Here is a 12806-nt window from a genome sequence, read left to right on the forward strand (position 1 = left end):
CCGATGAACGCACAGACCAAACCGAGCCCCACCGTTTTCGACGTGCAGCGCATTCGCGCCGACTTCCCCTTGCTGTCGCGCACCGTGCACGACAAGCCGCTGATCTATTTCGACAACGCCAACACCAGCCAGAAGCCGGCAAGCGTGATCGAGGCGGTGGACAATCATTACCGCCGCCACAACGCCAATGTCTCGCGCGCCGTGCACCAGCTCGGCGAGGAGGCCACGGCTGCCTACGAAGGTGCGCGCAACAAGCTGGCCCGCTTCATCAACGCCACCTCGAGCAACGAGCTGGTGCTGACCTCAGGCACCACGCAATCGATCAACCTCGTTGCCTACAGCTACGCGTTGCCGCGCCTGAAGGCGGGCGACGCCATCCTCACTACGGTGATGGAGCACCACGCCAACATCGTGCCGTGGCAGCTGATGGCAGCGCGTACGGGCGCCACCGTGAAGGCCGCACCGATCGACGAGCGCGGTGAGCTGATCGTCGAGAAGTACATCGAGATGCTGACGCCGGACGTGAAACTGGCCTGCGTCACCCATGTTTCCAACGTGCTGGGCACGGTCAATCCCGTGAAGGAGATCGCCAGGGAGTGCCGCAAGCGCGGCATCCCGCTGCTGGTGGACGGCTCGCAGGCGGTGCCGCACCGTCCGGTCGACGTACAGGCGCTGGGCTGCGACTTCTATGCACTCACCGGCCACAAGATGCTGTCGCCGACGGGCACTGGCGCGCTGTGGGCGCGCAAGGAACACCTGGAAGCGATGCCGCCGTTCTTCGGTGGTGGCGAGATGATTCGCGAAGTGCGCTTCGATGGCACCTCTTTCGCCGAGCCGCCGCACAAGTTCGAGGCGGGCACGCCGAACATCGCTGGTTTCGTGGGCCTTGGTGCCGCCATCGACTACTACCATTCGGTGGGCTTCGACGCGATCCACTCGTGGGAGCAGCAACTGCTGGCCTACGCCACCGAACGGCTGCGCGAAGTACCGGGCCTGCGCCTGTTCGGCGAGGCGCGGGAGAAGGAACCGGTCATTTCGTTCCTGATCGAAGGAGCGCAGGCCACCGACCTCGCCACCCTGCTAGATCTGCAGGGCGTCGCCGTGCGCTCGGGCCACCACTGCGCCCATCCGCTGATGCACCACTTCAAGGTGCCCGCCACGCTGCGCGCGTCGCTCGCGTTCTACAACACGCGCGAGGAAATCGACGCTTTCATCACTGCGCTGCTCAAGGTTCGCAAACTGCTGATGTAAGCCGCTTGCGGGGCGGTTGGTGGCCGGCGTTCACTGCTTGCTGCGAATGCCCTTGATGTATTCCAGCTCCGCAAGGGACTTGGGTTCATCGTGGATGATGGCAAGGCAGCCCTTGTAGGCGGACTCGGCCTCGTCCAGCTTGTGAAGTTCGACGAGTGCGTAACCCTTGCCGCGCAGCGATACGCATTTGTAGCGATCCACCAGCTGCGGGGAGGACGCGAATGTCGCGTTCGCTTCGGCGGTGTCGTACAGCTCCAACGCCTTGACGAAGTCGCGTTTCTGTCCGTACGCGTAGCCAAGTTCGTTGTTGTACTGCGGGTCCATGGGCGCGAGCGCCAGCGCCTTGTCGAGCTCTTCGATCTCCTGGTCGAGTTGGTTCATTTCGCCGTAGATGTAGCCTCGCATCCAGTAGGCCATGGCCCAGGCGCGGCCGAATACGATGGTTTCCCTGGCCTTGCCGCTGACGTTGTTGAGCATGGCATAGACGAGTGCATCGCTTTCGCCGTGCGCGCTATAGACGGCTATATCGTCACGGCGGTAACGTGACTCGTAGTGCTCGATGACTTCATCGAGCGGCGCCATGGCGTCCTTGAGCTTGCCGTCCTGGAGCAACTTGAACGCGCCGTCGACCTTGTCGGCATCCGTGTCGACGCGCACCTTGCCTTCAGGCACGGTGTTGACCGTTATGTTGTTGCCCTTGGCCGAGATCAGCACGACGTCGGAGCCGGTGCTCAGGGAAGGCTGGCTGGCGGTTGTGCTGCTCGCGGACGGCGCTGCGAATGACACCTGCGCACCCGCACACAGCAGGGCGGCCAGGCCCATGGCCAGCATGGCTTTGAACATCGTCGTACCCCCGTTGGAATCCCCAATCCAGCCTAGTGGGTCTGCGCGCGAGTTTCCACGGACTAAAAAATGACGCCGCGGCAAGCCGCGGCGTCAGAGGGGCTACGGTAGTAAGTCGCTTACCAGATCTTCACCTGCTTCTCGCCGTCGCGAACCATCTTGTCACCCGACTTGCACTGGAACGCCTGGGCGAACGCGGGCATGTTGGACGGGGCGCCGATGGCGCGGAACTGCGCCGGGGCGTGCGGGTCGGTGTTGAGCAGGGTGAGTTGCGCTTCCGGACGGATGCTGCCGCGCCACACGCGACCCCAGTTGAGGAAGAAGCGCTGGTCCTGGGTGTAGCCACCGATCTTGCTGTTGGCTTCCTTCGGGTTCTTCGCCAGCGCCATCTGCAGCGCATCGTACGCGGCATTGAGGCCACCGAGGTCGCCGATGTTCTCGCCCATGGTCAGCTTGCCGTTGACGAACTTGCCAGGCAGCGCTTCGTAGTGGTTGAACTGGTCGGCGAGCTTGTCGGTGCGGGCCTCGAAGGCCTTGCGGTCTTCGTCGGTCCACCAGTTGGCGTTGTTGCCCTGGGCGTCGAACTTGCTGCCCTGGTCGTCGTAGCCGTGACCCATCTCGTGGCCGATCACGGCGCCGATGCCGCCGTAGTTGAGCGCGTCATCCGCCTTGGCGTCGAAGAACGGCGCCTGCAGGATCGCGGCCGGGAACACGATCTCGTTCTTCTGCGGGCTGTAGTAGGCGTTGACCGTCTGCGGGGTCATGCCCCACTCGGTGCGGTCGACCGGCTTGCCGATCTTGCCGACCATGTAGTCGTAGTTGAACTTGGTGGCCGACTCCACGTTGGAGAAGTAGTTGCCCTGGTGGACCTGCAGGCCCGTCCAGTCACGCCAGTTGTCCGGATAGCCGATCTTCGGCGTGAAGCTGGCCCATTTTTCGAGTGCCTTCTGCTTGGTGGCTTCGCTCATCCACGGCAGGTTTTCGATGCGGTTCTTGTAGGCCGCACGCAGGTTGGTCACCAGTTCCTGGGCGCGCGCCTTGGATTCGGGCGAGAAGGTCTGCGCCACGTACAGCTGGCCCAGCGCCATGCCCATACCGCCTTCGACGGCGTCGAGCGTGCGCTTCCAGCGGGACTTCATTTCCTTCTGGCCATTGAGTGTCTGCGCGTTGAAGGCGAAGTCTTCCTTCTGGAACGCCGTGGACAGGTACGGGGCCGCTTCATCGATAGCGTGGAAGCGCAGGTAGGCCTGCCAGTCGGACACCGGCACGTCGGCCAGCATCTTGTCGAATTCCGCGAAGAACTTCGGCTGCGACAGCGAGAAGCCTTCCTGTACGTCGGCGCCTTGTGCCTTGAAGAAGGTCGCCCAGTCGAAGTGCGGCGTCACCTTGTCGGCATCGGCGACGCTGACGTAGTGGTAGCGGTTTTCCGGCTGGCGCAGTTCAGTCGGCACCAGCGAGGCGGACGCCAGGCGGGTTTCAAAGGCCATCACGGCCTTGGCCTGCGTCTGCGCGTCGGCTTCGCTCACGCCCACCAGCTGCAGCGTGCGCGCGATGTGCGCCACGTAGGCGGTGCGGATCTTCTCGAAGTCCGGCTTGCTGTAGTAGTCGGCGGTGGGCAGTCCCAGGCCGCCCTGGCTCGCATAGGCGATCTGGTTACTGGAGTTCTTGAAGTCGGGGCTGCCATAGAAGCGGAAGCCCACCGGATTGCCGTGCGCGTAGCTGTCGGTGATGTAGGCGGCGATGTCGCTGCTGTTCTTCAGTGCGCCGATCCGGGCCAGCTCCGGCTTGATCGGATCGTAGCCAGCTTTCTCGATCGCAGCCTCGTCCATGCCCGAGGCGTAGAAGTAGCCGATCTTCTGTTCGATCGAACCCGGCTTGGCGTGAGCTGCGCCCTTGGCAGCCTTGTCGACGATGGCGTGCTGCACGTTGAGGCTGCCTTCGCGCAGGGCATCGAACGAGCCCCAGCGCGTGCGGTCGTCAGGAATCGGGTTGGCGGCAATCCACTTGGCATTGACGAAGCCGTTGAAGTCGTTGCACACGTCCTTGCTGGTGTCCAACTCCTTGATGTCGAACGCGCCGCCGGGGGCAGCCAGCGCGCCCGTGCACATGGCCAGACCGACGGCCAGTGCGAGCGGTTTCACAATGCGGTTTTTCATGGATTCTCCCTTGGTGGAATGCGTCAGGCGCACCCGGACTGCCGATAGTGCGTTGGCGGGCCAATGCGGCCCCGCCGCACAGGCTAGGCAGCGATCCCGAAAGGCGCACAGTGTCGAAGGTCATTGTGCAGTGCGGTCGGGAAGTCGCGGGCTTATCATGGGCGGATGCCTACTTCATTCCAGCCTGTTTATCGCGCGGCCACAGCCGCCGACGTCCCTGCCATCGTGGCGCTGGTCGAATCCGCCTATCGCGGTGAATCCGGCCAGCGTGGCTGGACCACCGAGACTCATCTGATCGATGGCCATCGCACCGACGTCGCGAACGTCGAAGAGCTGATCGCGCGCGCAGGGAGCCTGGTGCTGCTGGCCGAGCAAGATGGCGCCCTGGTGGCCTGCTGCCACGTTGAACAGCAGGGCAGCCTTGGCTATTTCGGCATGTTCGCGGTCACCCCCGGATTGCAGATGGCCGGCCTGGGTCGTGCGCTGCTGGCGGAGGCCGAACGCATCGCCCGCGACCAGTGGCAGTCGATAGCGATGCGCATGTCCGTGATCGAGCAACGTGCCGAGCTGATCGCCTGGTACGAACGGCGCGGCTATCGGCTCACCGGCGAGACGGGGCCGTTTCCCTACGGCCAGCCGAGGTTCGGTATTCCCCGCCGTGATGACCTGCGTTTCGTCTACATGAGTAAGCCGCTACAGGAGGTGGCCGCATGAACCTCGCCGACTGGATCTTCGTGGGCACCCGCAGCGAATTGCTGCCAGGCGAGTTCAAGGTCGCATGGGACGGCGACACGGCCATCGCCGTCTACAACATCGATGGCGACCTCTACGCCATCGAGGACGTGTGCAGCCACGACGGTGGTGAACTCGCCGGCGGTGACCTGCATGGATTCGAAGTGGAGTGCCCTCGCCATGGCGCGCGTTTCGACGTGCGCACGGGTGCCGTTACTTGTCCGCCGGCCTATGAGCCGATCGCCAGCTTTCCGGTGCACGAGGTGGACGGACAGATCTGGACGCGGGACGACCGCTGAAGCCAGCGGTGAGTGAAGCGCAGTGAGTGGTGGAGGTGAGCTTTTCTCTCGCTGCTCGCCTTCCTTCACTCCCTCACGCTCATAGCCTGTAGACGAATGCCAGCGTGGTGGTGAGCTGGTTGGGCGTGCCGAAGCTTTTCACCAAGGGGCTGTGGGCGGCATCGCCAAGCAGGCGAGCGTAATTGATGGCCAGTGCAAAGCCGGTGTGCAGACTGGTAGGCACATACGCATCGTATTCGAGGGAAACCTGCTGGCTTCCTGCTCCAGGCGACCACGGCATGACCCCCAGCTTGGCTGCTTGCTCCGGCGTGACGCCAAAGAAGCGCCGCATCGCCGGACCATTCATCCCCTGCCACTGCAGCTGCACGCTGTGCTCGACGTAGCCGAGGGCCGGCAGGTCGTAATCGGCGTACACGTTGAGATACGCGCCAGCGCCATCGGTGTCATGACTCAACGTGGTGCCCAGGTTGAGCTGCACCGTGGCCTGGTATTCGAGGTAGCCACCTGCGTTGAGGCGGGGCGACAGCGAGTCGATCACGCCGGCCAGCGGTGCGCCGAGTTCGTCGTGATCGCGGCCCCACTGGTAGTTGCCATAAAAGCCGCCGCGCCATTGCTTTCCATGGATCAGGTCGACCGTCAGGCCGTCGAGCGTGGACAGCGTGATGTGCCAGGGCAGCTCGGCCTGGATGTAAGGCACGGCCTGATTGCGATGATCACTCGAGCCTATCCACGCGGGCATGCGTTCGACGCCACCGCCCAGCAGGATGTTGGGGCCGTCAGTGACGTTGTCCGCCTTCGCAGGGAAAGCGGCCATGAGGCACCACAGTGCTGCAGCAGCGACCAGCGTGAGCGCGAACGGGGAACTACGCCGAGACATGCCGCGGATGTCAGGAGCCAGGCTTTGCCGGCGCACCGGCCTGCGTATGGGCGTTGGTGCCGAACTGCACGATGACGCGCTGGCCGATGCGCAGCGATGCCGGCGGTGGCTGATCGAATGCGAGCACGCACTCCACCGTGCGGGTGTTGGCGCGGATCATCGGGTCTTCTTCCAGCGCACTGGGTCCGAACACCGTACCAATGCGCTGCACATGGGCGCTGAGCGAAGGAGCACCGCTCCCGCTGTCGTCGATCACCGTGGCCTGCATACCGTCGTGCACCGTGCTCACGAACGATTCGTTGAGCTCGGCTCGCACGATGCGTGCACCTTCCGGCAGCAGCACGAAGGCCGGGCCGCCCTGCGGCGACACCGCGGCACCGGGCTGGATGTCGCGTTCCACGATCTGCGCATCGACCGGGGCAACGAGGCTGCGCTGGGCCAGCTCGTAGCGGGCGGCGTCCAGTTTCTGCACGGCCATGGCTTCGGCAGCGTGCGCATTGTCGAGCTCACCCTGCAACTGCTGGGCGGCGTCGCGAGCGTCGTCGGCGCTCTGCCCATCGCCGGCACCGGCCGCGGCAGCCTGGGCGAGGCGGCCGGCACGCTGCTGCGCCGCCTTCAGGCGAACATCGAGCAGCCAGCCTTGTGCCTGCGCCTGCTTCTGTTCGGCCTCGGCGGCGTTCACCGCGAGCTGGGCGGGCTTGGTGTCGAGCATGGCCAGCACCTGGCCCTTATGTACATGCTCGCCCTCATGCACCTTGATGTCGGCCACGACGCCTTCGCGCGGCATGCTCAGCTTGAGCAGGCCGCCTTCGACGTCCACGCGTCCACGCGCGACCGCCGTATAGGCGGTGGTCGCTGCCGCCGGTGCGCTGCCCTTGTCCGCGTCGTCGTGCGAGCAGGCGGCCAGCAGCGAGGTGACGAGAGCCAGGGAAAGCGGGAAGAGCGGGCGCAGGGTCATGCAGAAGGTTCCTCGAGGCCCGACGTCGGCGTCGATGTGGGGGACGGCACACGGTCGCTAAGGATACGTCCATCCTCCATGGCGAGCACGCGATCCGCATGGCCGACCAGGCGCGGGTCGTGGCTGACGCACAGCACGGTGGTGCCGTGGGTGCGGGCAATGCGATGCAGGATGTCGATGATGATCTGGCCATTGGCCGCATCCAGCGCGCTGGTGGGCTCGTCGGCGAACAGCAGGCCGGGTTCCTTGGCCAGCGCGCGGGCGATCGCCACACGCTGCTTCTCGCCGCCGGAAAGCTCGGAGGGGCGCAGGCCCATGCGGGGCCCAAGGCCCACTTCCTCCAGCGAGGCCATGGCGCGGCGCCGCGCTTCGCCGGGGGCAAGCCCCAGGTAGCTGAGCGGCAGCTCCACCTGTTCCAGGGCGTTGAGCGCGGGAAACAGGTTGAAGCCCTGGAACACGAAGCCGGTGTGCTGCAGGCGGAAGCGTTCCAGCGCGTGCGAGTTGAGCTCGCCCAGGTCCTGGCCCAGTGCGAATACCTGGCCGGCATCGGGTCGCTGCAGCCCGCTGAGGATGGCGAGCAAGGTGCTCTTGCCACAGCCGGACGGGCCGGAGATCAGCGTCAGCTCGCCCGCATGCATATCCAGCGTGAGGTTGTGCAGCACGGTGTTGTGGATGGGGCCGGACGTGAACGACTTGGTCACGTTGCGGGCCTGCAACGAAATGGAAGACATGGCGCTGGCCCTCACCTCAACAACGTTGCCGGATCGGCACGGCGCAGGCTGCGCATCGCCGCCAGCCCGGACACGATGGCCAGGCCCATGCACAGCGCGAGGCACGCCAGCGTGGTCCACGGCCCGAGTGCCACCGGCACGTTGCGGCTACGCGCCAGCACCAGGGCGAGCGCGCCCAGTACCGTGCTGCCGAGCAAGCCCAGTGCGCCTACCCAGAACGCCTGCTCCATGACCACTTTGCGCAAGGCGCCTACGCCGACGCCCAGCGCATTGAGCGTGGCGTACTCGCGCACCGAGCCGATCACCGCGGCGACCAGCGTCTGGCTGGTGATCACGGCGCCGACCAGGAATACGATGCCAGCCAGGAACAGCACGCCGGCGCCGGCGCCCGTGTCGAACATCCAGTAGAGCTGCGAGCGGCGGGCGAAGCTTTCGGCCGTCCATACGTCGTAGTTGCCGAATGCGCGATTGCCGCGCAGGCGTGCGGCGATTTCGTCGGCATCCGCGGGGTCGCGCAGCTTGGCCACGAAGTAGGTCATGCGATTGGCGTTGGTCGGATCGGTGTCCAGCTCGGACGCGGTGGCGAGCGAGGCGACCACGTTCACGCCGCCCAGGGCGCGCAAGCCGTTGCTCACGCCGACGACGCGCACGCGATGACCGTTGATCACCGCGCTGTCGCCGACGCCCACGCCCAGGCTGTCCAGGTCGGCGCGATCGACGATCACGGCGTCGGGTTCGTTGAGCCTGGCGCGCAGGGCAGGGGACAGCGCATGCGCGAACATCATGCCGTCGGGCCGTGCGTTGATGCCGGAAACGAAGACCGACACGCCGCCGGTGTCGTTGGGGCCGCGCCAGTCGGCATCCACCCAGTGGAACGGCTCGACTGCCGTGACGGCGGGATCCATGCGCAGGCGCATTTCCACGCCCGAGTCGATCGAACGGCCAAGGTTCACGCTCTGCGTACCCGGATAGCCGGCCCACAGGTCGGCCGACGAGCCGGTGATGTAGACGCTGGCGCTGCCGAAGATGCCCAGCACCAGCGCGGCCTGCAGCAGCTGCAGCAGGCCGGCGAAACCCACGGCGAGAATGGCGGGCAGGAAGCGGCGCCACTCATAAATGAGGGTCTTGCGTGCCAGCGCCACCATTACTTGGTGCTCCCCGGCGGCGCATTCGCCGGAACGGGCGCGCCGCCCAACGCCTTGTACAGCGATACGTAGGCCAGGTCGCGCGCGGCCACGGCGCTGATGACTTCGAGCTGCGCGCGGTGGTTCTCGATCAGCCCGTCCTGGACGTCCAGATGGCTGCTGAGGTTGAGCGACGCGCGCTTGTTCAGCGCATCCACCGTCGTCTGCACCGCCTGCGCGGCCTGCACGGTGGCCTCTTCGCGGCCACGCAGCTGTTCCAGGTCGCCCATGGCGATCTCCGCTTCGGCAACGCCCTGCAGCACGGCCTGGCGGTAGGCATACACGGCGGCCTTCAGTTCGTGGTCCTTCGCATGTGCCGCGGCGACGCGCTGGCCCCAGTCGAACAAAGGGATGTCGATCAGCGGGCCGTACGAAAAAATCGCTTCGCCGGTGTGCACGCGATGGTTGCTCGCGATGTTGGCGGACCACTGCAGCGACGCACCGAGCCCGATGTGCGGCCAGATGTCCGCGCGGCTCATGCCGAGCTCGCCTGCGGCGCGCAGCACGTCGGCCTCGGCGCTGGCGATTTCCGGTCGCGCACGCAGCATGTCCGCCGGGGCGGTGGTCAGCTGCCAGCTGCCCAGCTTCGGTTGCGGGCCGGGCTGCAGCCAGGTGGGATCGGGTTCGCTCTGTCCCAGCAGGACGGCCAGCTGCTGGGCGCTGCTGTTGATGGTCTGGCGAGGTTCGGCGAGAGCAGCCTCGGCACGTGCCAGGTCGGCCTGTGCCTTTGCCACCTCCAGCGGTGGCGCGAGCTTCAGTCCAGTGCGCACCTGCACCAGTCGTACCTTCTCCTGCAGCGCATCGCGGATGCCGGTGAGCATCAGCTCCTGCTGCTGGGCGGAGCGAAGTTCGACCCAGCGCCGCGTCACTTCCGCGACCAGCGTGACCTGCGCGCCGCGCAGGGCCGCATTGGCCCCGTTGAGCTGGCCCTGGGCTTCGCGTGCGCTGCTCTGCCATGCGCCGAACAGCGGCAGCTCCCACACCGCATCGAATCCGGCGACGAAGTACGAGGCCGTGGTATCCGGGTCGATCTGGTCGTTGGTACGGCCGTGCAGCGAGGGCAGGTAAGGATCGTGCGCGTGGCGGCTTAGCAGGCGCGCAGCGCGTACGCGCTCGGCGGCCTGGGCCACGTCGAGGTTGCCCTGCAATGCCTGTTCAACCAGCGCGTCGAGCGCCGGATCGCCCAGAGCCTGCCACCAGCCGTGCAGGTCGGCGGTGGGCGGGGCCACGCCGGCAGGCGCGTTGCGCCAGGCATCCGGCACCGGTGGCTTGAGTTCGGGCAGGGGCGCGACCGAGCAACCAGCCAGTGCCGCCAGTCCGCATCCCAGCAACAGGCTGGCGAGCAGGGGGCGACGGGGCCGAGCATCCATGACCGACAGACCCGGTTTGGTTCGACTCTGGAACACGAAAATCCTGAATGTTCAGGTGGGGAATGGTGTTTCGCTTGACCCGCGAGACGCCAATAGGTGCCCAAGCATACCGGAGGCGCCCTTCAACTAGCTTATACGGCCGTTCATGGAACGGGCGGGCAGCTGGCGTTTCGGCGCAAGAAAGGAGCCCGAAAGGGGCAGGAACCTAAGGTGTCACCATCACGCGATGTGGAGTTGTACCTAAGTGAGCGGCTGGACCATTCTCTGTGACTTCGACGGCACCATCTCCGTTGAAGACGTTATCGACTCTTTGCTTGACCGTTTTGGCCGCCCTGGCTGGGAAACGCTTGAGCAGGATTGGCGCGCCGGTCGCATCGGTTCGCGCGAGTGCATGACGGGCCAGGTCGGCCTGCTCGACATGAACCATGAGGAGCTGGACAAGCATCTTTCCTCGCTGTGGATCGACCACGCCTTCCCGGCGTTCGTGAAGCAGGTGCGCGCGTCCAACACGCCGATTCGCATCGTCAGCGACGGCCTGGACTACGCCATCAAGAAGATCCTGGCCCGCTATGGCCTGGATGATCTGCCGTTGGCCGCCAACCACCTCGCGCCGGCCACGCCGCCGCAGAAGTGGCAGCTGACCTCGCCGTTCCAGGCCGATGGCTGCCGCAGCGGCACCTGCAAGTGCGCCGTGGCCGCCCAGGCCAGCCGCAACGGTGCCAAGACCCTGCTCATCGGCGATGGCGCGTCCGATTTCTGCGCCGCCGATCGTGTCGACTTCGTATTTGCCAAGCACCGCCTGATCGAGCACTGCCGCGCCGCCGGCATTCCGTATGTGCCGATCACCGGTTTCGAAGACGCGCTGGAACTGCTCCCGCGTCTGCTCGACGGCAGCCTGCTCGCCGAGCATGAGAAGACCGCCATCCCCGCGGATCGGGTTGTTGCCTGATCGCTTTCCCCTTCTGAACGTTTCCGGATTTTCCTGATGAATGCTTACGAGAAGAACGCGGGCGTCGTGATTCCCGACGCCGAGCTGCTGGCCGATGAGGCCGAGTGGAGCTCGTTCGGTGACACCGTGCACTACGTCGACCCGCCGAAGATCTTCCGCCACGGCGAAGGCAGCTGGATGTACGACACGGCCGAAACGCCGTTCCTCGACCTGCAGATGTGGTATTCGGCGGTCAACTTCGGCTACGGCAACAAGCGCCTGAACGACACGCTGAAGCGCCAGATCGACGTGCTGCCGCAGGTGGCCAGCCAGTACCTGCACCAGACCCGCATCGAGCTGGCCAAGACCATCGCGGTCGACGCGCAGCAGAAGTTCGGCGTGAAGGGCCGCGTGCACTTCAACGTCGGCGGCGCGCAGGCAGTGGAAGACTCGCTGAAGCTCGTGCGCAACTTCAAGAACGGCAAGAGCCTGATGTTCGCGTTCGAAGGCGGCTACCACGGCCGTACGCTGGGCGCTTCGTCGATCACCTCGAGCTACCGCTACCGTCGTCGCTTCGGCCACTTTGGCGAGCGCGCGATGTTCGTGCCGTTCCCGTACCCGTTCCGTCGCCCGAAGGGCATGACGCCGGAAGAGTATTCGGATGCGTGCGTGCGCCAGTTCGCGCGTCTGTTCGAAACCGAATACAACGGCGTGTGGGATCCCAAGGTCAACCAGGCCGAATACGCCGCCTTCTACGTCGAGCCGATCCAGGGCACCGGTGGCTACGTCATTCCGCCGATGAACTTCTTCAAGGACCTGAAGAAGGTGCTGGACCAGTACGGCATCCTGATGGTCGTCGACGAAATCCAGATGGGTTTCTGGCGCACCGGCAAGCTGTGGTCGATCGAGCACTTTGGCGTGACGCCGGACATCATCGTGTTTGGCAAGGCGCTGACCAACGGCCTGAATCCGCTGTCCGGCCTGTGGGCGCGCGAAGAGATGATCAACCCGACCATCTTCCCGCCGGGCTCCACCCACTCGACCTTCAACTCCAACCCGCTGGGTACCTCGCTGGGTCTGGAAGTGATCAAGATGGGCTACGAGCTGGACTACGAGACCAACGTCGCAAAGAAGGGTGCGCACTTCCTCGACGGTCTCAAGGACCTGCAGAAGCGCCACAAGGAAATCGGCGACGTCGACGGCCTCGGCCTCGCGCTGCGCGCCGAAATCTGCACTGACGATGGCTTCACGCCGAACAAGGCACTGTTGGACAAGATGGTGGACATCGGTCTGGCAGGCGATCTCGAGCACAACGGCAAGAAGATCGGCCTCGTGCTCGATGTGGGCGGCTGGTACAAGAACGTGATCACGTTCGCGCCTTCGCTGGACATCACCCACGAGGAAATCGACTTGGCCATCGCGCTGCTCGACCAGTTGCTGACCAAGGCGAAGAAGGCCATGTAATGCGACGCCGCGG

At 65.3% G+C, this 12806-nt stretch carries 12 protein-coding genes; 5 read left to right on the top strand and 7 right to left on the bottom strand.

The window, feature by feature from the left end:
• The first annotated feature begins 3 nt into the window (after positions 1-3).
• Entirely contained in the window at positions 4-1251 is a 1248-nt protein-coding gene (locus EPB08_RS15990) for a cysteine desulfurase (RefSeq protein ID WP_130620122.1), read from the top strand.
• A gap of 30 nt (positions 1252-1281) precedes the next feature.
• On the opposite strand, the gene EPB08_RS15995 is transcribed toward EPB08_RS15990, so the two are convergent.
• Positions 1282-2094 carry a tetratricopeptide repeat protein gene (locus EPB08_RS15995; RefSeq protein WP_130620123.1) on the bottom strand — a complete coding sequence of 271 codons (813 nt, stop codon included), beginning with the start codon at positions 2092-2094 and terminating at the stop codon, positions 1282-1284.
• A 119-nt stretch (positions 2095-2213) separates the two neighbouring features.
• Positions 2214-4250 carry a M13 family metallopeptidase gene (locus EPB08_RS16000; RefSeq protein ID WP_130620124.1) on the bottom strand — a complete coding sequence of 679 codons (2037 nt, stop codon included), beginning with the start codon at positions 4248-4250 and terminating at the stop codon, positions 2214-2216.
• A gap of 165 nt (positions 4251-4415) precedes the next feature.
• Here EPB08_RS16000 and EPB08_RS16005 point away from each other — a divergent pair, with 165 nt between their 5' ends.
• Positions 4416-4964: a GNAT family N-acetyltransferase gene (locus EPB08_RS16005; RefSeq protein WP_130620125.1), complete on the top strand. Its 549-nt coding sequence runs from the start codon at positions 4416-4418 to the stop codon at positions 4962-4964.
• Positions 4961-5281, top strand: a complete 321-nt coding sequence (locus EPB08_RS16010; protein WP_130620126.1) for a non-heme iron oxygenase ferredoxin subunit — start codon at positions 4961-4963, stop codon at positions 5279-5281. The genes EPB08_RS16005 and EPB08_RS16010 overlap by 4 nt, the downstream gene beginning before the upstream one ends.
• Positions 5282-5360: 79 nt before the next feature.
• On the opposite strand, the gene EPB08_RS16015 is transcribed toward EPB08_RS16010, so the two are convergent.
• From EPB08_RS16015 to EPB08_RS16035, 5 genes are read right to left on the bottom strand one after another with little or no spacing between them, the layout of a single operon-like run.
• On the bottom strand, positions 5361-6158 hold the full coding sequence (locus EPB08_RS16015) for a MipA/OmpV family protein (protein WP_130620127.1): 798 nt from the start codon (positions 6156-6158) through the stop codon (positions 5361-5363).
• Positions 6159-6168: 10 nt separating this feature from the next.
• A complete protein-coding gene (locus tag EPB08_RS16020; RefSeq protein ID WP_130620128.1) occupies positions 6169-7116 on the bottom strand; it encodes an efflux RND transporter periplasmic adaptor subunit in 948 nt (315 codons plus the stop codon).
• On the bottom strand, positions 7113-7847 hold the full coding sequence (locus EPB08_RS16025; RefSeq protein ID WP_130620129.1) for an ABC transporter ATP-binding protein: 735 nt from the start codon (positions 7845-7847) through the stop codon (positions 7113-7115). The genes EPB08_RS16020 and EPB08_RS16025 overlap by 4 nt, the downstream gene beginning before the upstream one ends.
• Positions 7848-7858: 11 nt before the next feature.
• Positions 7859-8992, bottom strand: coding sequence for an ABC transporter permease (locus EPB08_RS16030; protein ID WP_130620130.1), 1134 nt, complete (start codon positions 8990-8992; stop codon positions 7859-7861).
• Positions 8992-10401, bottom strand: coding sequence for a TolC family protein (locus tag EPB08_RS16035; RefSeq protein ID WP_130620131.1), 1410 nt, complete (start codon positions 10399-10401; stop codon positions 8992-8994). Before EPB08_RS16035 ends, EPB08_RS16030 begins: the two co-directional genes overlap by 1 nt.
• 244 nt (positions 10402-10645) lie before the next feature.
• On the opposite strand from EPB08_RS16035, the gene EPB08_RS16040 reads away from it, so the two are divergent.
• A complete protein-coding gene (locus tag EPB08_RS16040) occupies positions 10646-11350 on the top strand; it encodes an MtnX-like HAD-IB family phosphatase (RefSeq protein WP_130620132.1) in 705 nt (234 codons plus the stop codon).
• A gap of 36 nt (positions 11351-11386) precedes the next feature.
• The gene (locus EPB08_RS16045) at positions 11387-12793 is read left to right on the top strand and encodes an aspartate aminotransferase family protein (RefSeq protein ID WP_130620133.1); all 1407 of its coding nucleotides are present in this window, start codon (positions 11387-11389) and stop codon (positions 12791-12793) included.
• Positions 12794-12806: the final 13 nt, after the last annotated feature.

The organism is Dyella amyloliquefaciens, from assembly GCF_004296575.1.
Taxonomy (GTDB): domain Bacteria; phylum Pseudomonadota; class Gammaproteobacteria; order Xanthomonadales; family Rhodanobacteraceae; genus Dyella; species Dyella amyloliquefaciens.

Bases quoted from the DNA above. Each gene is read 5' to 3' on its own strand.
- EPB08_RS15990 (WP_130620122.1), top strand. From the start codon at position 4: ATGAACGCACAGACCAAACCGAGCCCCACCGTTTTCGACGTGCAGCGC.
- EPB08_RS15995 (WP_130620123.1), bottom strand. From the start codon at position 2,094: ATGTTCAAAGCCATGCTGGCCATGGGCCTGGCCGCCCTGCTGTGTGCG.
- EPB08_RS16000 (WP_130620124.1), bottom strand. From the start codon at position 4,250: ATGAAAAACCGCATTGTGAAACCGCTCGCACTGGCCGTCGGTCTGGCC.
- EPB08_RS16005 (WP_130620125.1), top strand. From the start codon at position 4,416: ATGCCTACTTCATTCCAGCCTGTTTATCGCGCGGCCACAGCCGCCGAC.
- EPB08_RS16010 (WP_130620126.1), top strand. From the start codon at position 4,961: ATGAACCTCGCCGACTGGATCTTCGTGGGCACCCGCAGCGAATTGCTG.
- EPB08_RS16015 (WP_130620127.1), bottom strand. From the start codon at position 6,158: ATGTCTCGGCGTAGTTCCCCGTTCGCGCTCACGCTGGTCGCTGCTGCA.
- EPB08_RS16020 (WP_130620128.1), bottom strand. From the start codon at position 7,116: ATGACCCTGCGCCCGCTCTTCCCGCTTTCCCTGGCTCTCGTCACCTCG.
- EPB08_RS16025 (WP_130620129.1), bottom strand. From the start codon at position 7,847: ATGTCTTCCATTTCGTTGCAGGCCCGCAACGTGACCAAGTCGTTCACG.
- EPB08_RS16030 (WP_130620130.1), bottom strand. From the start codon at position 8,992: ATGGTGGCGCTGGCACGCAAGACCCTCATTTATGAGTGGCGCCGCTTC.
- EPB08_RS16035 (WP_130620131.1), bottom strand. From the start codon at position 10,401: ATGGATGCTCGGCCCCGTCGCCCCCTGCTCGCCAGCCTGTTGCTGGGA.
- EPB08_RS16045 (WP_130620133.1), top strand. From the start codon at position 11,387: ATGAATGCTTACGAGAAGAACGCGGGCGTCGTGATTCCCGACGCCGAG.